Below are 23073 nucleotides of genomic sequence, written 5' to 3' on the forward strand. Positions count from 1 at the left end.
CGGGCAGTTAGCCGCGACGTTGCTGCATTTCGCTGATAAAGCGGTCGAACAGCGGCGCCACATCGTGGGGGCCGGGGCTCGCTTCCGGGTGACCCTGGAAGCTGAAGGCCGGCTTGTCGGTGCGCTCGATACCCTGCAGGGAGCCGTCAAACAGCGACTTATGGGTCGCCCGCAGCGTGCTCGGCAGGCTGTCTTCATCGGCGGCGAAGCCGTGGTTCTGGCTGGTGATCATCACCGTACCCTTGTCGATGTCCTGCACCGGGTGGTTGGCACCGTGGTGACCGAACTTCATCTTCACGGTCTTGGCACCGGAGGCCAGCGCCAGCAGCTGGTGACCCAGACAGATACCGAAGATCGGCAGGTTCTGCTCCAGAATCTGCTGGATCGCTTCGATCGCATAGGTGCAGGGCTCGGGATCGCCCGGGCCGTTGGATAGGAACACCCCGTCCGGATTCATCGCCAGCACTTCGCTGGCCGGCGTCTGCGCCGGTACCACGGTCAGCTCGCAACCCCGGTCCGCCAGCATCCGCAGAATGTTCTGCTTCACCCCGAAATCGTAGGCAACCACTTTGAACGGCTGCTCGTGGGCTGGGGTCGGGTGACCTTCGCCCAGCTTCCAGGTACCTTCGGTCCAGGCGTAGCTCTGCTTGGTGCAAACCTCTTTGGCCAGGTCCATGCCTTTCAGGCCCGGGAAAGCCTTGGCCGCTTCCAACGCCGCGTCGATATCGGCATCGGTCAGCTCGTCGGCGGCGATGATGCAGCCGTTCTGCGAACCTTTTTCACGCAGGATGCGGGTCAGGCGACGGGTATCGATATCGGCGATACCGACAATGTTGTTGTCTTTCAGGTACTGGTCCAGCGAACGCTCGTTACGCCAGTTGCTGGCCAGCAACGGTAGATCACGGATCACCAGGCCCGCAGCCCAGATATTGCCGGACTCTTCATCTTCGGCGTTGGTACCGGTGTTACCGATATGCGGGTAGGTCAAGGTGACGATCTGGCGAGCGTAGGAGGGGTCGGTCAGGATCTCCTGATACCCCGTCATCGATGTATTGAAAACCACTTCACCGCTGGTCTGACCCTCGGCGCCGATCGCCTTGCCTTTGAACACACTCCCGTCCGCCAAGGCCAGAATGGCTGCTTTGCTCAATGTCGTCTCCCGAAAACTGTAGTGGCCCCGGCGGAATTTACCGGAGCCTATCTGCAAAAAAGCGAGATGCGAATCAACCGATCGCATCCCGCTTTTTTAGAACTGTTCTTTGGTCCGGTTTTGTCCGGCCAAATTGGCTGCATGTTACAGGAACCGAGTTATTTTTTCCAGCATCAATCTGCACGTTTGTGGGGCTAACCGGGCAGATTCGTACATTAATAGAAGCAACAAAAAACGGGAGCCGAAGCTCCCGTTTTTAATCAAGCCCTTGCCGGGCTGCTGCCGTGGCGCTTACTTGCGAACGCGGCCCTGTACCGAGGTTTCAACACGACGGTTGGCACGACGGCCTTCGGAAGTCGCATTGTCGGCAATCGGCATCATCTCACCGTGACCAATCGCTTTCAGCTGGTCGCGATTCACGCCGTAGTTATCCACCAGATAATCAACTACTGCCTGAGCGCGGCGCTCGGACAGCTTCTGGTTGTAAGCTTCGGAGCCAGTCGAGTCGGTATGACCGTTAATTTCGATCACGGTACCCGGGTTTTGCGACAGGATCAGTGCGATCGGACGCATCTCGGAATCAAACGCAGAGGTTACCGCGTCGGAATCGGTGGCAAACTTAACATCCAGTTGCGCAGCGATATCTTCGAATTTAACGAATTCACAGCCGTTGGCATCAACCTGGACACCCTTGGCGGTGTTCGGGCATTGATCTTTCTCGTCGATAACACCGTCACCATCGCTGTCTTTGGGTGCCATCGGTTCTTTGGCCATCGGTTCCATCGCCTTGGCCATCGGCTCAGGCATTGCCGTACAACCCTCTACCACTGCATCAGCGGTCCAGGAGGAGGTGCGAACACAATCGCCAGCGCTATCTTTGACGTAAACTCCTTTGGAATCGTGCCAGAAGGCACAGTGGTTGGCATCGTCGTCGCAAGAACCATGAGCCCAAGCGCCCATCGGGGCAGCCATCATTGCAGATACAGCAGCAACCAGTAGTGTTTTCTTCATCCTATTCTCCTTGAAAATCAGCGTCCGGATGGAAAATGTCCGGATCACTGTCACATCATCTGTTATCGCACAGGCGACAAGCCTAAGATTCTGTTAGCGGCACCTCTGTGCCATTCTGTAACCCTAAGACTTACATATAGTTGCAACTTCTTAACTTTACCAGAGCTGAACAGACGCTTTTTTGGGGTTCTTTAATTAGAAGCCCCTCGGCCTCATCAACAGAAATATTGCCAACTTTGCGTGTCAATATCGTCCATAAAATCCGCAGGGTTACTGTAATTCAAAAAGCCAAAAAATCTCTTGCAATCGAAAAAAAGACCTTGTTTAATACGCGCCACGTCAGAGATGGCGACGCAGATGTGGCGGAATTGGTAGACGCGCTAGCTTCAGGTGCTAGTGTACGAAAGTACGTGGGAGTTCGAGTCTCCCCATCTGCACCACCTACCCAACAACTTCCCTTGATTGAAAATCTTCTGATTCAGCAAGTTGGAATCGTTGGTCATCTCATCCTGACGACAGAACACCTTTGCCTCGATGGCAAATGCAGATGTGGCGGAATTGGTAGACGCGCTAGCTTCAGGTGCTAGTGTACGAAAGTACGTGGGAGTTCGAGTCTCCCCATCTGCACCACTCCCAAGGTTATTTCTCAATACTTCCTCAGATAAACGGCAATCGGCTTAGATGCAGCTGGCTTTATCCCACAGTTGATACTGTATAACATTACATAACTATCGCTGTACCTTACCTTCCGAATACACTGCAGAGTTCGAGATTCCATCATGGCCAAAGCTGTCGAACCCGCCAACGCATCAGCGTTCGAAAAAGATCACGACCACGGTCGCTGTATTCACCTTGCATTGGAGCGTGCTCGTCAGCTATGTAAGCAGAACGGCGCTCGCCTGACCCCGGTTCGACAACGCGTACTGGAACTGATCTGGCAAAGTCACCGCCCGCTGGGTGCCTACCAGTTACTCGAACAGCTCGGTCAGGAAGGCTTCAATTCGGCACCTCCCACAGTCTATCGAGCGTTGGAGTTTTTGCTGGAGCAAGGGCTGGCCCATCGCATTACCTCGCTGAATGCCTTTATTGGCTGCTCCCACCCCGGTTGCAGTCATCAGGGCTATTTCCTGATCTGCCGGAGTTGCGGCAGCGCCGACGAGCTACCCAGCGAAAGTCTGGCGGAGTCATTTCGCCAACAGGTTCAGCAACGAGGCTTTCTGATCGAATCGGAAACCGTCGAGCTATCCGGACTTTGCCCCGACTGCCGCAATAAGGAGCCCAATTGATGGGCGCGCTGATCAATCTTCAACGTATCAATCTGACCCTGGCCGAGCATCAGGAGCAGCGACAGCTGCTCACCAATATCGACCTCCAGCTGGAACCCGGCCAGATCACCACCCTGATCGGCCCCAATGGTTGCGGCAAAACCACGCTGGTAAAAATCATCCTGGGCTTGATCCAACCTGACAGCGGCGAAGTGGTTCGTCAGCCAGGTCTGAAGATCGGCTATATGCCGCAGCGACTACATATCGATCCCACCCTGCCGCTGACGGTTCGGCGTTTTCTCCATTTGGCCGGACGCTATCAAGAACACCACCTACGTGATGCCTTGAACCAGGTTCGGGCAGACTACCTACTCGACAGCCCGATGCAGCAGCTATCGGGGGGCGAAATGCAGCGCGTCTTGCTGGCCCGAGCACTGCTGCGCCAACCGGATCTGCTGATCCTGGATGAACCGGTCCAGGGAGTCGACGTCAATGGCCAGGTTGAGCTTTATGCGCTGATCGCCGAGCTGCGCGATCGGTTCGGCTGTGGCGTATTGATGGTATCCCACGACCTGCATCTGGTGATGGCAGGCAGCGACAACGTGATCTGCCTGAACAACCATATCTGCTGTTCGGGCCATCCCCAGCAGGTCAGCAACGATCCCGCCTTTATCGCCCTGTTCGGACGCAAGGGTGCAGATACGCTGGCGGTCTATAACCACCATCACAATCATCGTCACGACGATCACGGCAACGTCATCAGCGACCACCCCCACGAACCCGACGACCACTGCTGCGCAGGAGAACACTGATGGCGGACTTTCTGATTCGGGCGCTGCTGGGCGGCCTCGGCGTCGCGGCAATTGCCGGCCCCCTGGGCTCTTTCGTGGTCTGGCGCCGGATGGCTTACTTCGGCGATACCCTGGCCCACTCGGCCCTGCTGGGAATCGCACTGGGGATCCTGGCTGATATCGACCTCAACCTGGCGGTGATTCTTTGCTGTGTGCTGCTGGCGTTGTTGCTGGTGTCGCTGCAGCGCAAACGCTTTATCGCCACCGACACCCTGCTCGGCATCATGGCCCACAGTGCCCTGTCGTTGGGATTGGTCGCCTTGAGCTTCCTGCCGGAGGTCCGCGTCGACCTGATGGGTTATCTGTTCGGCGACCTGTTGGCGGTCAGCCAGGAGGATCTGTATTGGATCTACGGCGGCGGGATCCTGGTGCTGGGCATGCTGTACAAGCTCTGGAACCCGCTGCTGGCGATCACCATCGACGAGGAGCTGGCCCAGGTTGAAGGGGTACCGGTGACCCAGGTGCGGCTGGGACTGATGCTGCTGGTGGGTATCGTGATCGCGGTAGCGATGAAGATCATCGGGGTGCTGTTGATCACCTCACTGTTGATCATCCCGGCAGCGGCGGCACGACGGATGTCATCCACACCGGAGCGGATGGCTGCGATGGCCAGTCTGATCGGCATGGTGGCGGTCTGCCTGGGATTGGGTGCCTCCTACCAGTGGGACACCCCGGCCGGGCCTTCGGTGGTGGTCTGCGCGGCGCTGCTGTTCCTGCTCAGCCAGCTGCTCGTGCGTCGCCCAAGGGTATAGCTCCAACCCCCACACAGACACAGGCACTGTCTGTTGAAATCGGCTCAACGCTTACCCAGGGCATTCACCAGCGCCCCGCCGATAATGAGGGCGCCCCCAAGCCAGGTCGCCAGCGACGGAATTTCCTCGAAAAACACCCAGCCCAGCACAAAGGCGAAGATCACCTGGACGTAGGAGTAGGCGGTCGCCTTGCCGGCCGACCCATGTTGCATCGCCTTGGTCAGCCCGACCTGCCCCAGCTGGGTGAAAATGCCCACCAGCACCAACAACCCAAACGCCTCGGGGCCCGGCATCACAAAGTCATCACCCAGCAGCAACAACGATAGCGGCAACGCGATCAACGGGAAGTAAAAGATGATCACCGAGCTGTCTTCGACCCGGCTCAGCCGTCGAACGATCACGTAGGCCAGCGCACTGCCGAACGATCCCAGCAGCGCCGCCGCCAGACTCAGCGGCGGCAGCGATCCGACCTGCTGCGCCAACAACCCCGGATTGATGATCACCACCAGCCCAGCCAGACTCAGCCCAATACAGATCAAGGTGGCCCGCTGAATCCGCTCTTTCAAGAACAGCCAGGCCAACACCGCAGTAAAGGCCGGGTGCAGGTACTGCAACAGCGTAGCGCTGGCCAACGGCATGGTCGTGACCGCATAAAAGACGCAAACCAGCGCCAAGGCACCGACGATCCCCCGCGCCAGCAACAGCCCATGATGCTGGCCCCAGACCGAGATCTTCTTGCGTTTGACGTCCAGGTAGCTGATCAACAGCGATACCAACGCCCGCGCCGCCACGATCTCCAGTACCGGAATGCCGTAACCGGCCACTTGCTTGACGCAGGCCGCCATCAGCGCAAACCCGAGCGCCGACAGCAGCATGTAGCGAATTCCGGCCGGAATCGCCTGGAACTGGCTGGCGATCATTGGCCGTCGGCCTTAGCGGAGGAGTCCGAAGAGGTTTGTGCTGCCGGCTTGGGTGCACCCAGTCGCTGCAAGCCCAACCCGGTCAAGATCAGTCCCAACCCGACCAGGGTGGAGGCCAGAATCGGCTCATCCAGAATGGTCGAGATCAGCACCAGTGACAGCAGCGGCGAGATAAAGATCAGGTTGGCGATACGGGCGGTGCTGCCGGTCAGCTTCATCGCCAGCAGCCAGAACACGAAGCTCAGTCCCATCTCGAACAGGCCGACATAGCCCGCACCCCAGAGCCCGCGCCAATCCAGCGAGTTCAATTCACCGGTCAGACCACAGTACACCAGCAGCAACAGGATACCGACGCTGACATTCATAAACAGGCTCGCCACCGGCTCACGGGTGTCGCGGGTATTCAGGATCCAGTACAGCGCCCAGATCAGGGTACTGGCCAGCGCCAGCAACACCCCTGTCAGATTATCGAACTGCAGTCCCAGTAGGTCACCTCGGGTGGCGATCACCAGCACACCGCTGTAACAGACCAGTGCCGCGATCAGCTCGATCGGCCGAAGCCGGTGCCCCAGCAACGGCACCGCCAGCAGCGACAGGGTCAGCGCCCAGGTGTAGTTCAGCGCCTGGGCCTCCTGGGCCGGCAACTGATCGTAGGCCTGGAACAACACCAGATAGTACAGCGTCGGGTTCAGCGCCCCCAGCAGCAGGCTGATCCGCCAATGCTGACGAAACTGGGTCAACAGTCCTGTCAGCTCACCTCGCCAGGCCAACAGGCCGCCGAGAAACAACCACGAGAACAGACTGGCGAACAGCACCAACTGGGCCGGGCTGAAATACTCCAGGCTGAGCTTGAACGCGGTGGCGACGGTAGACCAACAGAGTACCGCACCGAGCCCAAACAGATCCGCCCGCCGCTGCTGCAGCGGTTCAACAGCAGTGCCGGTCATTGGAGTTGCCCGTGGCGGAAACAGTCGGTGGTGTGGTCGTTAACCATCCCGGTGGCCTGCATAAAGGCGTAACAGATGGTCGGGCCGACAAAGCGGAAGCCGCGCTTCTTCAGATCCTTGCTCAGCCGCTCGGCCAGTTCAGTGGAAGCCGGCACCTCGGCCAGCGAGGACCAGGAGTTCTGGATCGGCTTATTATCGACCCAGGACCAGATATAGGCATCGAAGCTGCCGAACTCCTTCTGTACCTCCAGAAAGGCGCGGGCATTGGAGATTGAGGCTTCGACCTTGAGGCGGTTACGGACAATCCCCGGATCGGCCAGCAGGGCTTCGATCTTTTCCGGGCCGTACTCGGCCACTTTGACCGGATCAAACTGATCGTAGACCCGACGATAGTGCTCGCGCTTGTTCAAAATGGTGATCCAACTCAGCCCGGCTTGGGCTCCCTCGAGAATCAGAAACTCGAACAGCAGCTGCTCATCGTGCAGCGGGACGCCCCACTCCTGATCGTGGTATTGCTGGTAGAGTTCACTGGCGGAGCACCATTCACAGCGCGTGGTCATCGGCAGGTCATCCCTGATGGTTAAAAAAGAACGCAGTATAGACCGGCTTTCCGGTCTATACCCCGCGGGTTCGCGCAACGGCTTTAGTGCTTGCTCTTCGACGGCATCGGCACGAAGTTGATCACCTGCTCGTCGCTGTTCAATTGGGGCTCAGCCACACGGGGCTGGTTGACCCGGGTCTCCATCTCTTCAGGTCCGCTGAGGCCGTCCAGTCGCATCGCGTCGGTGTAACCGCATTGGATACACTCACGATGCTCCTGCACCTCGTCACGCCAAGTGCGCAATTTGTCCATTTCACCACAGCGCGGACAGACCGCCCCGGCGACAAAACGCTTGATCGGTTTGGTCATTGCTTTTCCCCCGCTGCAGGAATGCCGCTGTGACGTAGCAGCGCATCGACTTCGGGCTCGCGGCCTCGGAACGCCTTGAACAGCGCCATCGGCTCGCGCGAACCACCCTGCTCCAGAATCTCGTGCAGGAAAGAGCGCCCGGTCTCTTTATTGAACACCCCCTCCTCTTCGAAGCGGGAGAACGCATCGGCCGACAGCACCTCGGCCCACTTGTAGCTGTAATACCCGGCTGCGTAGCCACCGGCGAAAATGTGCGAGAAGCCGTGTTGGAAGCGATTGAAGGCCGGCGGTTGTACCACCGCCGTTTCGGCCCGAACCTGATTCAACAAGGCCTGTACATCGGTGGCCGATTGTCCCTCAGACGCCGGTTGATAATCCCGGTGCAGCAGGAAGTCGAACAGCGAAAACTCCAGCTGCCGAACCATCAGCATTCCGGATTGGAAGTTTTTGGCCGCCAGCATGGCCTCCAGCAGCTCGGCCGGTAGCGGCTCGCCGGTCTCGAAATGACCCGAAATCCGCGCCAGCGCCTGGGGCTCCCAGCACCAGTTCTCCAGGAACTGGCTCGGCAATTCGACCGCATCCCAGGCCACCCCGTTGATACCGGACACCCCGGCCCACTCGATCCGGGTCAGCATATGGTGCAGGCCGTGGCCGAACTCATGGAACAGGGTGGTGACCTCGTTGTGGGTCAGCAGCGCCGGCTGATCGCCCACCGGCGGATTGAAGTTGCAGACCAGGTAGGCTACCGGTAGCTGCAGCGCGCCGTCGTCGAGTCGACGCCGTACCCGGCACTCGTCCATCCAGGCGCCGCCTCGCTTGTGGGAGCGGGCATAAAGATCCAAGTAGAAGTGGGCGATCACTTCGCCATCGCGCTTGAGCGCAAAACGGTGGGCATCCGGGTGCCAGAGCCCCTCGGAGTCTTCGGCCTCAACGTCGACATCGAACAGCTCGGCCGCGATGCCAAACAAACCCTCCAGCACCTTGTTGACCGGGAAGTAGGGGCGCAGCTGCTCCTGCGACAGGGCATAACGCTGCTGGCGCAATTTATCGCCGTAGTAACCCACATCCCAGGCTTCGAGGGTGTCGATCCCATCCTGCTCACGGGCAAACGCCGCCAGCTCGTCCAGCTCGGTCTGCGCCATCGATCGGCTCTTGCTGGCCAGATCACGCAGGAAGCAGACCACCTGGTCGCTGCTTTCGGCCATCTTGGTCGCCAGCGAATAATCGGCATAGTTGGCGAAACCGAGTAGCTGGGCCAGCTCATGGCGCAACGCCAGGATCTCATCGATCAGCGGACCGTTGTCCCACTGTCCGGCATGAGGGCCCTGATCCGAAGCCCGGGTCGAGAACGCCTCGTAGACTTCGCGTCGCAGTTCACGATCGTCGGCGTAGCTGATCACGGCAAAGTAGCTGGGAAAATCCAGCGTCATCAGATAGCCGTCCAGTTCCCGGGCCTGAGCGGCCTGGGCCGCCGCATCGATGGCGCTGTCGGGCAGCCCGGTCAGCGCCGCCTTGTTATCCAGCTGCTTGCTCCAGCCGTTGGTGGCATCGAGCACGTTTTCGGAGAACTTGCTGGTCAGCTCCGACAGTCGCTTCTTCAATTCGCCGTAGCGACTACGCTGGGGTTCGGGCAGGTCGATGCCGGATAGGCGGAAGTCCCGCAACGCATGTTCCACCAGGGTCCGCTGCGACTGCGCCAGATCGGCGAAGTCATCGCTGTCGGCCAGCGCCCGGTAAGCGTTAAACAGCGCCTCGTTCTGACCCATCTCGGTGTGGTATTCGGTCAGCTTCGGCAGCACCGCGTTATAGGCCTGACGCAGCTCGTCACTGTTAACCACCGAATTCATATGACTCACCGGCGACCAGGCCTGGCTGAGCCGATCCTCGATCGCTTCGAGCTGTTGAACCAGGGTCCAGTCGCAGGGCGGATCCTGCAGCAGTTTATCCAGTTCGGTTCGGGCATCCGCCAGCAGCTGGTCAAACGCCGGCTCGATCTGATCCGGCTGGATCTGTTGGAAGGGAGGGAAGGTGTGGGATTGCAACAGCGGGTTGGTCATAGAGATTCCGACTTGGCGCTAATGGATCAAGGCTTCGGATGAAGCCATAATGGCATCCCCGCAGTTTACTGGAGCCTGCCCGGCATGAAAATCCGCAGTTACCAAGGTATGACCCCCAAACTCGGCCAGCGCGTGCTGGTTGACCCCAGCGCCGTGGTGCTCGGCGATGTCAAAATCGGCGATGACAGCTCGATCTGGCCGCTGGTCGTCGTGCGTGGCGACATGCACCGTATCCGCATCGGCTCCCGAACCAGCATCCAGGACGGCTCGGTACTGCATATCACCCACGCCGGCCCCTATAACCCGGATGGCTTCCCGTTGATCATCGGCTCCGATGTCACCGTCGGCCACCAGGCGATGCTGCACGGTTGCACCATCGGTGACCGGGTACTGGTGGGCATGGGTGCAATGGTGATGGACGGCGCCGTGGTCGAAAACGATGTCGTCATCGGTGCCGGTTCGCTGGTACCGCCGGGCAAAACCCTGCAGAGTGGCCACCTCTACGTCGGCCGTCCGGCCAAACAGGTGCGCAAGCTGACCGACAAGGAGATGAGCTTCTTCACCTATACCGCCGGCAACTACGTCAAACTCAAGGACAAGCATCTGAGCGAGCCCTACGCCAGCGAGGAATAAGCGGCCATGGAACTTTCACCCTCGAATTACCAACACCGGGACAGCCAGGGAAACAAACTGGATTTTCCGGTAGGCAAAGTGGTCTGCATCGGCCGTAACTACGCCGAGCACGCCCGCGAACTCAACAACCCGGTGCCCGAGCGGCCGCTGCTGTTTATCAAACCGGCCACCGCATTGGTCGACCTGTGCCAACCGATTCAGCTCGCCCCCGAACGCGGCCCAACCCATTTCGAAACCGAGCTGGCATTGCTGATCGGCCAACCCCTGACCCGAGCCACACCGGAGCAGGCCTGTGACGCCATCGCCGCCCTCGGTTTGGGGCTGGACCTGACCCTGCGGGAGCTGCAGAGCGAGCTAAAGCAAAAAGGTCACCCCTGGGAGCTGGCCAAAGCGTTCGACGGCAGCTGCCCTATCAGCCCTCTGGTACCTATACAGTCGATTAAGAGCCTCGATGACTGTCGGCTCCAGCTCCTGCTCGATTCAGAGTTACGCCAGGATGGCTCAGCCCGGCAGATGATCACCCCCATCGCCGAACTGCTGGCCTACATCAGCCGACATTTCACCCTGCAGCCGGGAGATCTGGTGCTGACCGGCACCCCGGCGGGAGTTGGCCAACTGCAGGTTGGGCAGCAGTTGGAGTTGCGGTTATTGGAGGGTGAGAAGTTATTGAAGGAATGGCGGACGGAAGTGGTCTGATCGCTAGGCTTTTGCGTCGGCTCTGGATTAATGCGTTGGCGGATAGTTTTTATTGCGCGCCCCCGAGCGCGTTCATTTCTTTTGCCCGGGCAAAAGAAACCGAACCAAAGAAAAGCCGCCCCACTTGCTTGGTCGGCTTCGCCGACTTCGTTGCGCGTTGAACTGCCCGATGGGCTACGACGGAAACTCGCTCGCTACGCTCACTCAGACAGCCATCTTCGCTGATCCATCGACCCGCTCAATGCTCACCGGCGCAAAAGGGGGAAATGGGCGTTAATCCTGAGATGGCGAGATGTCAGCTGGCTCGGACTCAACCGCCCTTGACGCAGCCGAGCATTGGCTTTGGAAATGGATCAGCACCGATTACTGTCTGAGGCCGCAGGCCGAGTTCAATCGGTGCCCATTTACGAAGGCTATGTGAAGGGGATCGGCGAAGCCGGCAAGTCATCGGGCTAGCGTTTTCTTGCTTCGTTCTTTTCCGCAATGCGAAAAGAATGAAGGCGCTCGGATGAGCGCAACAAGAATTATCTGCTTACTCAGAGAGCCAGAAAAACATCATTAGTTGCCGATAACGTCAGTTACGCCCTTTCGGGCGTGGCAAGGGAATTCGCCGCCATTCCCTTGCCGATCCCAGGCGGCCCCTCTTGCTTGGCCAGCTTCGCTGGCTACGTTGCGCGTTTCGCCTGCCAATGGCCGCGATTGGAACTCACTCGCTTCGCTCCCTCAAACATCAATCGCTCTACTCCATTGTCAGGCTGCAATGCTCACCGGCGCAAAAGGGGAAGGGGGCGTTAATCCTGAAATGATGAGATGTCAGCTGGCACAGTTTCAAGCGCCCTTGACGCAGCCGAGCATTGGCTTTGGAAATGGATCAGCACCGATGACTGTCTGAGGCCGTAGGCCGAGTTCAATCGGTGCCCAGTTACGAAGACTATGAGAAAGGGATCGGCGAAGCCGACAAGTCATCGGGCAAAGCAATTTTTGGTTTCTTTTGTTTGCTTACAAAAGAAACGCGCTCGGGAGAGCGCAACAAAAACTATCCTTTTACTCAGTAACTCTGAATAAACACCAATAGAGAATCTACGCCTGCTCCAGGCGCTCAACCCGAGCCCGTAATCGATCTGCATCCAACCGCAACCGATCGACTTCGTCGTAGAAGCCCTCCAACTCAGCCCGGCTCGGCTGCACCCGGATCTCCTCGTGGAGCCAGTTATCCAGATCATCGAGCAGGTTGTTGGAGGCTTCCTTAAGGTTAGCGCGCCCCTGATTAAGCAGGTTCAGCAGTACCTGGGCGGGCGCATCACCGATGCAATCACCGATCAGTCCGCCCCAGTCCAGATCCAGTTGCTGGGCGATCTGACGCAGTTGATTGGCCAGCAGGGTGTCGCCGCGCAGCTCGACCCGTCCTTCGAAGGCCAGTTGCGGATCCATCATCAATGCCAGCAGCTCGGAGGCACTGCCTTCGATTTCGCAGTCGACCTGTTCGATGGCAACCCCATCGCACAGATTGACCCCTTCAGGCCCCAACTCGACCACCAGATTCAAGGCCGGAAAAGGCAGTAGCAGACGTAGACGCTTATCTTGGAGATCGGCCAGTCGCCGCTGGGCCACTGGATCTCGGGCGATCGCTTTATTGATGCTCAGCTCGAGCAGGATTCCAGCTTCGCTTTCCAGCCAGGATTTCAGCATCGTTATCGCCCTCCGCAGCCGCCGCCACCGCAGCCGCGGGCCGCTGGTTTGGGTTGGTTATCGCCCGGCTTTGGCTCTCGACTGGCACCGGCCTGCTCGAGTTGATCCAGATAGCGCTGCCAGTACTGATCCCGGTTCTGGCAGAGTTCGTACAGGTAATCCCAGCTAAACAGTCCCGAGTCGTGACCGTCGTCGAAGATCAGTTTGAGGGCATAGTTGCCGCTGGGTTCGACGCCAACCAGCCCGACATCCCGCTTGCCGGTCTGCAGCACCGGATTACCGTGGCCACGGACCTCGGCGGAGGGCGAGTGGACCCGCAGGTACTCGGCATCCAGCCGATAGGCATCATCGTCATAGCCCAGTTCGAGCTGTTTCGATTTCAGGTGCAGGGCGATCTGAGTTGGGCGCATGGGTTTTACCTGGCTCTAACAAAAGTTCTACAGAATATACTGACTCAGATCTTCATCCTGGGCCAGCTCTCCCAGCGCCTTCTCGACGTAATCGGCATCCACCACCAGTTGGTTGGCACCACCGTCACCGGCACTGAATGAGATCTCTTCGAGCAGCCGCTCCATCATGGTGTGGAGTCGGCGGGCACCGATATTCTCGGTACGCTCGTTTACATCGAACGCCATCTGGGCCACTTTTTCGATCCCATCGGGCTGGAACGACAGCTCGACCCCTTCGGTGCCCAGCAGCGCTTGATACTGTTCGGTCAGCGAGGCGTCCGGCTCGGTCAGGATCCGCTTAAAGTCATCCGGCGTCAGCGCCTGCAGCTCAACCCGGATCGGCAACCGGCCCTGAAGCTCCGGAATCAGATCGGATGGCTTCGACAGGTGGAAGGCGCCAGAGGCGATAAATAGGATGTGGTCGGTCTTGATCATGCCGTACTTGGTGTTGACGGTGCAGCCTTCGATCAGCGGCAGCAGATCGCGCTGAACCCCTTCGCGGGAGACATCGCCACCACCAGCACTCTCGGCCCGCTTGGTAACCTTGTCGATCTCGTCCAGGAACACGATACCGTTCTGCTCCACCAACTCGACCGCACGCTGCTTCAGATCGTCCTCTTTGATCAGTGCCGCAGCTTCTTCGTCGCGCAGCTGCTTCAACGCATCCTTCACCTTCAGGCGACGAGTCTTGCGCTTTTCACCACCCAGGTTGGAGAACATGCTCTGCAACTGGCTGGTCATCTCTTCCATGCCCGGAGGGGCCATGATCTCGACGCCCATCGGCGTGGCGCTGACCTCGATATCGATCTCTTTGTCGTCCAGGTCCCCTTCGCGCAGCTTCTTGCGGAACAGCTGGCGGGTGCTGCTCTCTTCGCGCACCGGCGCCTCATCACCGCGGGGCGGCGGCAGCAGCGCGTCGAGTATTCGCTCTTCGGCGGCATCCTCGGCCCGGTGGGAGACTTTCTCCATCTCCTTCTCGCGCAGCATCTTGATCGACATATCGACCAGATCACGAACGATCGACTCAACATCGCGGCCGACATAACCGACTTCGGTGAACTTGGTCGCTTCCACCTTGATAAAAGGCGCGTTGGCCAGCTTTGCCAGACGGCGGGCAATCTCGGTCTTACCCACCCCGGTAGGACCGATCATCAGAATATTCTTGGGCGAGATCTCGGCTCGCATCGCATCGTCCAGCTGCATCCGGCGCCAGCGGTTACGCAATGCGATTGCCACGGCGCGCTTGGCATCGGCCTGGCCGACGATATGGTTGTCCAGCTCATGGACGATTTCACGGGGGGTCATCTGGGACATGGGTTAGGTCTCTATATCAGCTCAGGGCTGTATTCAGCTCAAAGCCATTGAGTTCAGGCTAATCGGTAAGACAACGACGCTCAGGCGTCGATCCCCTCGAGCACTTCGATATTCAGATTATGGTTGGTGAAGACGCAGATATCGGCCGCCAGGTTCAGGCTCTTCTCGACGATCTCGCGGGCACTCAAATCAGTATTCTCCAACAACGCGCGGGCGGCTGCCTGGGCGAAGTTGCCGCCCGAGCCGATCGCCACCAGGCCGTGCTCGGGTTCCACCACATCACCATTGCCAGTGATGATCAGCGAGGCCTGTGCATTGGCCACCACCAGCATCGCCTCCAGACGACGCAGCGCCCGGTCGGAGCGCCACTCTTTGGCCATCTCCACCGCGGCCTTGGTTAGATTGCCCTGAAACTTCTCCAGTTGGGCCTCGAAACGCTCGAACAGCGTGAATGCATCGGCGGTACCGCCGGCAAATCCGGCAATCACTTCGCCTTTGTAGAGTCGGCGTACCTTGCGAGCGTTGCCCTTCATGACAGTATTGCCGAGGGATACCTGGCCGTCACCGCCGAGCACAACCTGATCGCCACGGCGGACGGATACGATGGTAGTCATAGTTTGCGCCTTATTAGGGGAGCCGATCGAATCGCTCGGATCCCGATGAATCAATTACTGCCAATATGGTTCCAAACCGGGCTTTTTCAAGCCCCGGGACAGCGATCTGAGCCAATGGCGTCGAGTAAGCCGCGAATAAGCCCGGGCGAAAGAGTTTCTTGGACTGATTGCTGGCCTAGGAAACCTACGAATAAGTCCTTGCGAACTTCTGGCTTTCAGCTTGGTTCGCAATCCAGGCGCAGTTTTGAAGCAATGTCTAGACCTTGCTAAAAACTGCAACGCAGAGTGCGGATCAAGCTGAAAGCCCCTCAGGGCAAGGCCTGAAGCACACAATTTCGTCGTTGCAACCTTTGCTAAGGGCGACGGCCATTAGCTGCAGCTTGCGCCTAGAACTTGCACACTTCAGGCTCTTGCAGAAGCCGTAGAGACTTGTTCGCAGGTTCCCTAGAGTTTGATCTGCAAAGGTTGCAGATTCATGCGCACCAGCTTGTCGTAAGCCTTATTGAGCTTGGAGCGGGAGGGGAAGGGGCCGGTTCGAACCCGGTACCAGACCGTACCGTTGGACGAAACCACCTTGCTGGAGGTGACGTTCGGCAGTCCGGCCAGCAACAGTTTGGCCCGCAGTCGGTCGGCATCTTCGGCACTCTTGAACGAGCCCGCTTGCAGCAGGTAGTTGCTGTAGGCTTCGGCAGATTTCGGCGTCGACTTGTAGGCTTCAACTTCCGGAGCCACCACCTCGGACTTGGGCAACAGCTCGTAAAACTTATAGATTTCGTCCTTCTCGAACTCCGGTTCCGCCGGCTTCTTTACTACTGGTTTAGCGGGTGGTTTGGCTGGCTGCTCAACCTGCTCTTGTGAGAGTGGTGGCTGCGACGTGGCAGGATCGGACCCGATTGTGGTCAGGAAGTAAAGGCCATAACCCAGCCCGCCCAACAGCAACAGGATAGCCAACAACGGCCACAACGGGCGACGGGGTTTAGGTGGCGGCTTCGGGCTGGTTTTACGGGCAGCAGGCTTGCTGGCGTTCTGTCGGCGTTTTGCGTAATCGTGGGCCATCGGCGGTACTGTCGGTTTCCATCGGTGCGGCTGCCGCCGGGAGATTTGATTGGGTTAGGTTGCTTATTGCTGAAGCGGTTCCATTATCGCCAGATTACTATCCGGTTCCAAGCATCGAACGCCTCGCTTCTGAGCCCGATCAATGAATATTAACCCGCTAGGTTGATATTCATTGATGCAGGGATGCATCAACATTGGCCGTCGGCCAATGGGAGCCCAGTAAAAGCCAGACGTTTCGCACAACGGCGCCCGCTTTGATGGACGACGGGCAAAATAGGAAGGGAGCCTATTTGCCCATTTAGTTAAAAGTTATCGATCGGATCCACATCCAGCGACCAACGCACCTTGCGGGCCTGGGGCCACTCTTCCAGGGTCCGGCTCAGCCAGCTCAGCAGCGGGTGCAACGGCTTGCGCTGATCGGCCTCGATCAACAGCTGGGCCCGGTAGCGTCCGGCCCGCTTCTCCATCGGCGAAGGCAGCGGGCCCAGCCAGCTGACTCCCGGCCAATCATGCTGTTCGATCAACTCGCGAACCCACTGCAGAAAGATCTCCGCTCGCCCTTGCGCAACCGCTTCGGCCCGCAGCAGCACCAGATATCGATAGGGCGGCAGCTTGGCCAGGCGCCGGTCCGATAGCTCCTGACGGGCGAACTCGGTGTAGTCCTGCTCGATCAAGCTACGCAGCCGAGGGTGTTCGGCATGGTGGGTCTGCATGATCACATGGCCCGGGTGCTCGGCCCGCCCTGCCCGACCGGCCACCTGCAATACCAACTGCGCGGTTTTCTCCATACCGCGGAAATCGGCACTGAACAGGCCTCCATCAGCATCCAGAATCGCCACCAGTGTCACCTTGGGAAAATGATGCCCCTTGGCCAGCATCTGGGTACCGACCAGAATGCAGGGGCCGCCTTCGTTGACCTGCTCCAGGATCTTCTGCAACGCGTGTTTGCGCTGGGTGCTGTCGCGATCGACCCGTAGCACAGGGTAGTTCTCAAACAGTCGCTGTAGCGTCGCTTCGGTGCGCTCGGTACCGGCGCCCTGGGCATTCAGATCGGTACTGTTGCAATCGCCGCAACGGCCGGTCAGCGGCAGCTGCAGATCGCAATGGTGGCAGTGCAATCGTGCCGGCGAGCGATGCAGGGTCAAACGCGCATCGCACTGGGGGCAATCGGCCACCCAACCGCAGTCATGGCACATCAGGCTGGGAGCAAAACCGCGCCGATTCAAAAACACCAGCACCTGCTCGTTACGGGCCAGGTGTTGACCGATACGCTGGATCAACGGCTCCGACAGCCCTTCGTCGAGGGGCTGGTGGCAGATATCCAACAGTTCAAAGCTTGGCGCCCGGGCACCACCGGCCCGCTGGCTGAGCTTGAGCCAACGGTAGCGACCTTCGATCGCGTTATGCAGGCTTTCCAACGAGGGCGTCGCACTGCCGAGCAACACCGGAATCTGCTCCCGTTGAGCCCGCATCACCGCCAGGTCACGGGCCGAGTAGCGAAATCCCTCCTGCTGTTTAAAGGAGCCGTCGTGCTCCTCGTCGATCACGATCATCCCCAGCCGTGCCAGCGGCGTCAGCACCGCCGAGCGGGTACCGATCACGATTCCGGCCATCCCGCGACCGGCCTGCAGCCAGGCATCGAGTCGCTCACGATCGTTCAGCCCTGAATGCAAAGCCACCACCGGCACCCTAAAGCGGGCACGAAACCGGCTCACGGTCTGCGGGGTCAGGCCGATCTCCGGCACCAGTACCAGCGATTGCCGTCCTTGACGCAGCTGGGCTTCGATCAGCTGGAGATAGACCTCGGTTTTACCGCTACCGGTTACGCCCTGCAACAGGTTGCAGCTGAACCCAGTCGGATTCTCGTTGAGTTGGTCGAGCACCTGCTGTTGCTGTTCGTTTAGCGGCAACGGACTCTGCTGCAAGGGATCCCCTTCGGGCCTGTGCAACGGCTCCATCGGTCGCTCCTGGCGCGAGATAAAGCCCCGGTCATGCAGTGCCCGGACCAACGCACTGGAAAACTGCTGCGCTCGCAGCGCCTCGTCCGCCAGGCCATGGGGATGCTGCATCAACAGCTCAAACAACGCCTGCTGCCGCGGCGCGTTTTTCAGCTGATCCGGTTCGACGCCATCATTGACGACCCAACAATGCTCGCTGCGAAATTCTGCCGCCTCCCCCTGACGTAACAGCACCGGCAGGAAGGTGGCCAGTACCTCGCCAGGCGGGTAGTGATAATAGCTGGCCGACCAGAGTGCCAGCTCCAGCAGCGGTAACGGCAACACCGACTGCTCATCGAGACACTCCAACGCCGCCCGCAGTTTGTTTTCCGGGACGTCGCTCTGATCGACCCGATCCACCACCACACCCACCAGTTGGCGCCGGCCGAAAGGCACCCGCACCCGCTGGCCGGGACCGATCGAGGCCGCCGTTTCCGGAGGTAGATAGTCAAAATAGCGCCGCAACGGCGAGGGCAGAGCCACCCGCAGCAGCCGACCGGGTCGGGACATCACAACCTGTCCTTATCTATGAAAGGGCCTGAGTCTCAGGATGCCGCATTGTAGCAACCCTGCCGCAGACTCTGAACACGGGACGGATAACGGCGACAATTCACTTGCGCCCTTGATAGGCGCTGTTATAGAATCCGCCGCCTGGTTGTAGCGTACAGATTTCGTACAGTTACAGAACGTGCGGTGCTCAGTGAAAAAGCTGAGAGGGCGGCACTTAAAACATCTGAGGTTTTTATCATGCAATCCGGTATCCACCCCGAATACAAAGAAATCACTGCAACTTGCAGCTGCGGCAACACCATCAAGACCCGTTCCACCGGTTCTGACCTGCACCTGGACGTTTGCAGCTCTTGCCACCCGTTCTACACCGGCAAGCAGAAGGTTGTTGACACCGCTGGTCGTATCGATCGCTTCAACAAGCGTTTCGGCAGCCGCAGCCTGAAGAAGTAATTCGGCGACGCTATGCGAATCCCAAGAAAGGCGCTTTTGATAAGCGCCTTTCTTTTTGCCTGTTTATCACTACTTAGCTCCCCCACTCGAGCTGACAACCCGCCATTCAAGCACTGTCCACCACCAAAGCAGCCGCAGGCTGTCACCATTGCTCAGGTGATCGACGGCGACACCGTCAAGCTCGGCGATGGTCGCCATGTGCGCCTGATCGGCATCAACACCCCGGAACTCGATCACCGGCAGGGCCGTCACCAGCCGCTGGCTCAAGCCGCCCAACGGCAGTTACAACAACTGCTGAAAGCCCCCGGTATCCAACTGCAGCTCGGGCAGCAACCCAAGGATCGCCACGGTCGACTGTTGGGTCACCTTTTTCTGGCCGACGGTCGCAATGTCGAAGCCGAGCTGCTCCGGCAGGGACTTGGTTTTGCGCTGAGTATCGCCCCCAATCTGGATCTTCGGCGCTGTCACCGACAAGCCGAGCAACAGGCTCGCTCGGAGCAGCGGGGAGTCTGGCGGTTAAACGCCTATCAGCCCAAGCTCATTACCGAGCTCAGTCAAACCGATGGCGGCTTCGGCCTGTTCCGAGGTCGGATCAGCCGCATCGGTAAGCTGAAGCGGGGCCATTTCATCGAGCTGGACAACAAGCTTTTTGTTGCAGCGCAGGGTCAGGCCAGTCTCTGGATTCAGGAAAATTTTGTGCAATTGCAAAAAAATTCCTGGATTGAAATACGTGGCTGGATCTCCGTTCGGCGATTGTCGAAACAGCAAAAATCGCGGGGTTTTCTTCCTTTTTCACTAAAGCTTAACCATTCCGACGGTCTAATACTCTGCAAAAATCGTTGTTAAGTACTATTTCCTTCTACTGGCCAGAAACTGATCATAAACCCTCAAGAGCCGATTCTACGCGGCCTGTGGGCTGGTGCTTTGTTGAGCACCGTGCGACTTTCGTTTATGATCGCCGGCCACTCGTACTTTTTGGATGCTAAAAAAAATGACCGATCAAGACCTGAATAAGCGCGCGCTGGAGTACCACCAGTACCCCAAGCCGGGAAAAATCAGCATCGAACTGACCAAGCCGGCGGAAACCGCCGATGACCTGGCGCTGGCTTACAGCCCGGGTGTGGCCGAACCGGTACGCGCTATCGCCGAAAACCCTAACGATGCTTACAAGTACACCAACAAGGGCAATCTGGTCGCGGTCATCTCCAACGGCTCCGCTATCCTGGGCCTGGGTAACCTGGGCGCACTAGCTTCCAAGCCGGTGATGGAAGGTAAGGCGCTGCTGTTCAAGCGTTTCGCCGGTCTCGACTCCATCGATATCGAAGTCGAAAACGAAAGCCCGCAGGCTTTCTGCGACACCGTCGCCCGTATCGCCTGCTCCTTCGGCGGTATCAATCTGGAAGATATCAAAGCCCCGGAGTGTTTCGAGATCGAGCGTCAGTTGATCGAACGTCTGCAGATCCCGGTCTTCCACGACGATCAGCACGGTACCGCCATCGTCACCGTCGCAGGCCTGCTGAACGCGATCGAACTGTCCGGCAAGAACATCGAGGACGTCAAGGTTGTCTGTCTGGGCGCCGGCGCCGCCGCCACCGCCTGTCTGCGTCTGATGATCACCGCCGGTATCCGCCGTCACAACATCATCGCCTGTGACCGTCGTGGTGTTATCCATGACGGCCGTGGCGACCTGACCCCGGAAAAAGCGATGTTCGCTGCGATCCAGACCGATTGCCGGACGCTGGAAGACGCCATCAACGGCGCCGATGTCTTCCTCGGTCTGGCCGGTGCCAACCAGCTGTCCGCCGAGCAGCTGAAGACCATGGCCCCGAACCCGATCGTATTCGCCTGCGCCAACCCGGATCCGGAGATCCGTCCAGAACTGGCTCACAGCACCCGTGACGACGTAATCATGGCCACTGGCCGCTCCGATTACCCGAACCAGGTCAACAACGTCCTCTGCTTCCCGTACATCTTCCGTGGCGCCATGGACGTGCGTGCCCGTCACATCACTCACGAGATGAAGATGGCCGCCGTCTACGCCATCGCCGAGCTGGCCAAAGAGCCGGTCCCGCAGGAGGTTCTGGACGCCTACGGTCTGGAATCACTGGAATTCGGTCACGAGTACATCATTCCGAAGCCCAACGATCCGCGCCTGCTGGGCAAGGTATCGATGGCGGTTGCCGAAGCGGCGATCGAGATCGGTGTTGCTCGTCTGCCTCTGCCTGAGAACTACCCGCTCAACGGCCTGGAAGACGTCTAAGCACGCTCGCATCCGTACGAAAAAGGGCTCCCCGGTGCAAACCGGGGAGCCCTTTTTTGTTGTGCGGGAGAAATTGCTCCGGGTATCAGCCTTTGGCTGCTTCCAGGGCCTGCTCCAGGTCGGCGATGATATCGTCGATATGCTCGATACCCACCGAGATCCGCACCATATCGACACTCACACCAGCAGCCGCCAGCTCTTCCGGCGACAGCTGACGGTGGGTGGTGCTGGCCGGGTGGCAGGCCAGTGACTTGGCATCGCCGATATTGACCAGTCGGGTGATCAGTTGCAACGCATCGATAAAGCGCGCCCCCGCCTCGACACCACCCTTGACGCCGAAGCTCAGAATACCTGACGGCTTGCCGCCGACGTACTTCTGCGCCAGCTCATAACCTTCGTTGCCTTCCAGACCGGCGTAGTTGACCCATTCAACCTGATCATGGCCGGACAAATATTCAGCCACCTTCATGGCGTTATCGCAGTGGCGCTCCATCCGCAACGGCAGGGTTTCGATGCCCTGCAGGATCTGGAACGCATTCATCGGCGAGATCGCCGCACCGGTATTGCGCAGTGGCACCACGCGGCAACGGCCGATGAAGGCCGCCGGACCCAGGGCCTCGGTATAGACCACACCGTGGTAAGAGGGATCCGGTTCGTTCAGCATCGGGAAGCGTTCTTTGTACTCGGCCCAGGGGAACTTGCCCGAGTCGACCACCACGCCGCCGATGGACGTCCCATGACCACCGATATACTTGGTCAGCGAGTGAACCACGATGTCGGCACCGTACTCGAACGGACGCAGCAGGCAGGGGGTTGCCACGGTGTTATCGACCACCAGCGGTACGCCGTGACGGTGGGCGACTTCGGCCAGCCCTTCGATATCGACCACGTTACCCAGCGGGTTACCGATCGATTCGCAGAACACCGCCTTGGTTTTATCGTCGATCAGCGCTTCCAACGCCGCCAGGTCGTCATGGGGAGCCATCCGCACATCGATACCCTGACGCGGCAGGGTATGGGCGAACAGGTTGTAGGTACCGCCATACAGCTTGTTGATGCTGACAATATTGTCGCCGGCCTCGGCCAGGGTCTGAATGGTGTAAGTGATAGCCGCCATCCCGGATGCCAGTGCCAGCGCACCGATGCCGCCCTCCAGATCCGCAACCCGCTGCTCCAGCACCGCCGTGGTGGGGTTCATGATCCGGGTGTAGATATTGCCCTGCACCTTGAGGTCGAACAGGTCGGCGCCGTGCTGAGTGTCGTCGAAGGCGTAGGAGGTGGTCTGGTAGATCGGTACCGCAACCGCTTTGGTGGTGGGATCGGGCTGATAACCGCTGTGGATCGCTTGGGTTTCCAATTTCATGTGGAGCAACTCCGCTTCTTAGATGGCAGGTTAAGGAACCTCTAGACTAGCTCAACCTTAGACGCGCTTAAATAGAGGCTGGGTGAAAACTACTGCCCTCGGTTAGGCGTTGTTAAAAACCGGTTCAAAATGCTCATTTACAGCCGGTAAACTGCGCTTTTTCACCGGTTTTTGCCTAG

At 58.9% G+C, this 23073-nt stretch carries 22 protein-coding genes and 2 tRNA genes; 10 read left to right on the top strand and 14 right to left on the bottom strand.

The window, feature by feature from the left end:
- Positions 1–7 precede the first annotated feature (7 nt).
- Positions 8–1150 carry a glutamine-hydrolyzing carbamoyl-phosphate synthase small subunit gene (gene carA / locus ACO05M_RS03000; protein WP_421867571.1) on the bottom strand — a complete coding sequence of 381 codons (1143 nt, stop codon included), beginning with the start codon at positions 1148–1150 and terminating at the stop codon, positions 8–10.
- Positions 1151–1441: 291 nt separating this feature from the next.
- Positions 1442–2161 (bottom strand): OmpA family protein, encoded by a 720-nt coding sequence (locus tag ACO05M_RS03005; RefSeq protein ID WP_421867573.1) that lies wholly within the window; start codon positions 2159–2161, stop codon positions 1442–1444.
- Positions 2162–2514: 353 nt separating this feature from the next.
- Here ACO05M_RS03005 and ACO05M_RS03010 point away from each other — a divergent pair.
- From ACO05M_RS03010 to znuB, 5 genes are all read left to right on the top strand, one after another.
- Positions 2515–2601 (top strand) — tRNA-Leu (locus ACO05M_RS03010).
- Positions 2602–2704: 103 nt separating this feature from the next.
- Positions 2705–2791: transfer RNA gene (locus ACO05M_RS03015), tRNA-Leu, on the top strand.
- A gap of 149 nt (positions 2792–2940) precedes the next feature.
- Complete coding sequence (locus ACO05M_RS03020; protein ID WP_421867575.1) at positions 2941–3447, top strand: Fur family transcriptional regulator; 507 nt, start codon at positions 2941–2943, stop codon at positions 3445–3447.
- Complete coding sequence (gene znuC / locus ACO05M_RS03025; RefSeq protein WP_421867578.1) at positions 3444–4238, top strand: zinc ABC transporter ATP-binding protein ZnuC; 795 nt, start codon at positions 3444–3446, stop codon at positions 4236–4238. The genes ACO05M_RS03020 and znuC overlap by 4 nt, the downstream gene beginning before the upstream one ends.
- On the top strand, positions 4238–5029 hold the full coding sequence (gene znuB / locus ACO05M_RS03030; RefSeq protein WP_421867581.1) for a zinc ABC transporter permease subunit ZnuB: 792 nt from the start codon (positions 4238–4240) through the stop codon (positions 5027–5029). Before znuC ends, znuB begins: the two co-directional genes overlap by 1 nt.
- A 44-nt stretch (positions 5030–5073) precedes the next feature.
- On the opposite strand, the gene ACO05M_RS03035 is transcribed toward znuB, so the two are convergent.
- The 5 genes from ACO05M_RS03035 to prlC all read right to left on the bottom strand — a co-directional run bounded on the left by ACO05M_RS03035 (position 5074) and on the right by prlC (position 9863).
- Positions 5074–5949, bottom strand: a complete 876-nt coding sequence (locus tag ACO05M_RS03035; RefSeq protein ID WP_421867583.1) for a DMT family transporter — start codon at positions 5947–5949, stop codon at positions 5074–5076.
- Positions 5946–6896, bottom strand: coding sequence for a DMT family transporter (locus tag ACO05M_RS03040; RefSeq protein WP_421867586.1), 951 nt, complete (start codon positions 6894–6896; stop codon positions 5946–5948). Before ACO05M_RS03040 ends, ACO05M_RS03035 begins: the two co-directional genes overlap by 4 nt.
- The gene (locus ACO05M_RS03045) at positions 6893–7456 is read right to left on the bottom strand and encodes a DNA-3-methyladenine glycosylase I (protein WP_421867589.1); all 564 of its coding nucleotides are present in this window, start codon (positions 7454–7456) and stop codon (positions 6893–6895) included. Before ACO05M_RS03045 ends, ACO05M_RS03040 begins: the two co-directional genes overlap by 4 nt.
- 83 nt (positions 7457–7539) lie before the next feature.
- The gene (locus ACO05M_RS03050) at positions 7540–7806 is read right to left on the bottom strand and encodes a YheV family putative zinc ribbon protein (RefSeq protein WP_421867592.1); all 267 of its coding nucleotides are present in this window, start codon (positions 7804–7806) and stop codon (positions 7540–7542) included.
- A complete protein-coding gene (gene prlC, locus ACO05M_RS03055) occupies positions 7803–9863 on the bottom strand; it encodes an oligopeptidase A (protein WP_421867595.1) in 2061 nt (686 codons plus the stop codon). Before prlC ends, ACO05M_RS03050 begins: the two co-directional genes overlap by 4 nt.
- 84 nt (positions 9864–9947) lie before the next feature.
- Between prlC and ACO05M_RS03060 the strand changes: the two genes are divergently transcribed.
- Together ACO05M_RS03060 and ACO05M_RS03065 are read left to right on the top strand one after the other, a co-directional pair.
- Positions 9948–10496 carry a gamma carbonic anhydrase family protein gene (locus ACO05M_RS03060; protein WP_421867598.1) on the top strand — a complete coding sequence of 183 codons (549 nt, stop codon included), beginning with the start codon at positions 9948–9950 and terminating at the stop codon, positions 10494–10496.
- Positions 10497–10502: 6 nt separating this feature from the next.
- Complete coding sequence (locus ACO05M_RS03065) at positions 10503–11192, top strand: fumarylacetoacetate hydrolase family protein (protein WP_421867601.1); 690 nt, start codon at positions 10503–10505, stop codon at positions 11190–11192.
- 1080 nt (positions 11193–12272) lie between these two features.
- Here ACO05M_RS03065 and ACO05M_RS03070 read toward each other — a convergent pair.
- The 6 genes from ACO05M_RS03070 to ACO05M_RS03095 all read right to left on the bottom strand — a co-directional run bounded on the left by ACO05M_RS03070 (position 12273) and on the right by ACO05M_RS03095 (position 18821).
- On the bottom strand, positions 12273–12881 hold the full coding sequence (locus ACO05M_RS03070) for a ubiquinone biosynthesis accessory factor UbiJ (protein ID WP_421867604.1): 609 nt from the start codon (positions 12879–12881) through the stop codon (positions 12273–12275).
- 2 nt (positions 12882–12883) lie between these two features.
- Entirely contained in the window at positions 12884–13291 is a 408-nt protein-coding gene (locus tag ACO05M_RS03075) for a gamma-butyrobetaine hydroxylase-like domain-containing protein (RefSeq protein WP_421867608.1), read from the bottom strand.
- A gap of 27 nt (positions 13292–13318) precedes the next feature.
- Positions 13319–14644 carry an ATP-dependent protease ATPase subunit HslU gene (hslU, locus tag ACO05M_RS03080; protein ID WP_421867611.1) on the bottom strand — a complete coding sequence of 442 codons (1326 nt, stop codon included), beginning with the start codon at positions 14642–14644 and terminating at the stop codon, positions 13319–13321.
- Between the two features lie 80 nt (positions 14645–14724).
- The gene (hslV, locus tag ACO05M_RS03085; RefSeq protein WP_421867614.1) at positions 14725–15258 is read right to left on the bottom strand and encodes an ATP-dependent protease subunit HslV; all 534 of its coding nucleotides are present in this window, start codon (positions 15256–15258) and stop codon (positions 14725–14727) included.
- Positions 15259–15702: 444 nt separating this feature from the next.
- Positions 15703–16314: an SPOR domain-containing protein gene (locus tag ACO05M_RS03090; RefSeq protein ID WP_421867618.1), complete on the bottom strand. Its 612-nt coding sequence runs from the start codon at positions 16312–16314 to the stop codon at positions 15703–15705.
- Positions 16315–16616: 302 nt separating this feature from the next.
- Positions 16617–18821: a primosomal protein N' gene (locus ACO05M_RS03095; RefSeq protein ID WP_421867621.1), complete on the bottom strand. Its 2205-nt coding sequence runs from the start codon at positions 18819–18821 to the stop codon at positions 16617–16619.
- Between the two features lie 237 nt (positions 18822–19058).
- Here ACO05M_RS03095 and rpmE point away from each other — a divergent pair, with 237 nt between their 5' ends.
- The 3 genes from rpmE (at position 19059) to ACO05M_RS03110 (ending at position 21531) form a co-directional block, all read left to right on the top strand.
- On the top strand, positions 19059–19271 hold the full coding sequence (gene rpmE / locus ACO05M_RS03100; protein WP_421867623.1) for a 50S ribosomal protein L31: 213 nt from the start codon (positions 19059–19061) through the stop codon (positions 19269–19271).
- 36 nt (positions 19272–19307) lie between these two features.
- Complete coding sequence (locus tag ACO05M_RS03105) at positions 19308–20117, top strand: thermonuclease family protein (RefSeq protein ID WP_421867625.1); 810 nt, start codon at positions 19308–19310, stop codon at positions 20115–20117.
- A 145-nt stretch (positions 20118–20262) separates the two neighbouring features.
- The gene (locus ACO05M_RS03110; protein WP_421867628.1) at positions 20263–21531 is read left to right on the top strand and encodes a malic enzyme-like NAD(P)-binding protein; all 1269 of its coding nucleotides are present in this window, start codon (positions 20263–20265) and stop codon (positions 21529–21531) included.
- Between the two features lie 85 nt (positions 21532–21616).
- Here ACO05M_RS03110 and ACO05M_RS03115 read toward each other — a convergent pair whose 3' ends face one another.
- Complete coding sequence (locus ACO05M_RS03115) at positions 21617–22894, bottom strand: bifunctional O-acetylhomoserine aminocarboxypropyltransferase/cysteine synthase (RefSeq protein WP_421867630.1); 1278 nt, start codon at positions 22892–22894, stop codon at positions 21617–21619.
- Between the last annotated feature and the right edge of the window lie 179 nt (positions 22895–23073).

It is taken from the genome of Motiliproteus sp. (genome assembly GCF_965230735.1).
GTDB lineage: Bacteria > Pseudomonadota > Gammaproteobacteria > Pseudomonadales > Balneatricaceae > Motiliproteus.

Excerpts from the sequence above, each read along its gene's own strand:
- ACO05M_RS03065 (WP_421867601.1), top strand. The coding sequence starts at position 10,503 with ATGGAACTTTCACCCTCGAATTACCAACACCGGGACAGCCAGGGAAAC.
- znuB (WP_421867581.1), top strand. The coding sequence starts at position 4,238 with ATGGCGGACTTTCTGATTCGGGCGCTGCTGGGCGGCCTCGGCGTCGCG.
- hslV (WP_421867614.1), bottom strand. The coding sequence starts at position 15,258 with ATGACTACCATCGTATCCGTCCGCCGTGGCGATCAGGTTGTGCTCGGC.
- ACO05M_RS03040 (WP_421867586.1), bottom strand. The coding sequence starts at position 6,896 with ATGACCGGCACTGCTGTTGAACCGCTGCAGCAGCGGCGGGCGGATCTG.
- ACO05M_RS03110 (WP_421867628.1), top strand. The coding sequence starts at position 20,263 with ATGACCGATCAAGACCTGAATAAGCGCGCGCTGGAGTACCACCAGTAC.
- ACO05M_RS03045 (WP_421867589.1), bottom strand. The coding sequence starts at position 7,456 with ATGACCACGCGCTGTGAATGGTGCTCCGCCAGTGAACTCTACCAGCAA.
- ACO05M_RS03060 (WP_421867598.1), top strand. The coding sequence starts at position 9,948 with ATGAAAATCCGCAGTTACCAAGGTATGACCCCCAAACTCGGCCAGCGC.
- rpmE (WP_421867623.1), top strand. The coding sequence starts at position 19,059 with ATGCAATCCGGTATCCACCCCGAATACAAAGAAATCACTGCAACTTGC.
- ACO05M_RS03115 (WP_421867630.1), bottom strand. The coding sequence starts at position 22,894 with ATGAAATTGGAAACCCAAGCGATCCACAGCGGTTATCAGCCCGATCCC.
- ACO05M_RS03090 (WP_421867618.1), bottom strand. The coding sequence starts at position 16,314 with ATGGCCCACGATTACGCAAAACGCCGACAGAACGCCAGCAAGCCTGCT.
- prlC (WP_421867595.1), bottom strand. The coding sequence starts at position 9,863 with ATGACCAACCCGCTGTTGCAATCCCACACCTTCCCTCCCTTCCAACAG.
- ACO05M_RS03070 (WP_421867604.1), bottom strand. The coding sequence starts at position 12,881 with ATGCTGAAATCCTGGCTGGAAAGCGAAGCTGGAATCCTGCTCGAGCTG.
- ACO05M_RS03020 (WP_421867575.1), top strand. The coding sequence starts at position 2,941 with ATGGCCAAAGCTGTCGAACCCGCCAACGCATCAGCGTTCGAAAAAGAT.
- ACO05M_RS03050 (WP_421867592.1), bottom strand. The coding sequence starts at position 7,806 with ATGACCAAACCGATCAAGCGTTTTGTCGCCGGGGCGGTCTGTCCGCGC.
- hslU (WP_421867611.1), bottom strand. The coding sequence starts at position 14,644 with ATGTCCCAGATGACCCCCCGTGAAATCGTCCATGAGCTGGACAACCAT.
- ACO05M_RS03035 (WP_421867583.1), bottom strand. The coding sequence starts at position 5,949 with ATGATCGCCAGCCAGTTCCAGGCGATTCCGGCCGGAATTCGCTACATG.
- ACO05M_RS03095 (WP_421867621.1), bottom strand. The coding sequence starts at position 18,821 with ATGTCCCGACCCGGTCGGCTGCTGCGGGTGGCTCTGCCCTCGCCGTTG.
- ACO05M_RS03075 (WP_421867608.1), bottom strand. The coding sequence starts at position 13,291 with ATGCGCCCAACTCAGATCGCCCTGCACCTGAAATCGAAACAGCTCGAA.
- ACO05M_RS03005 (WP_421867573.1), bottom strand. The coding sequence starts at position 2,161 with ATGAAGAAAACACTACTGGTTGCTGCTGTATCTGCAATGATGGCTGCC.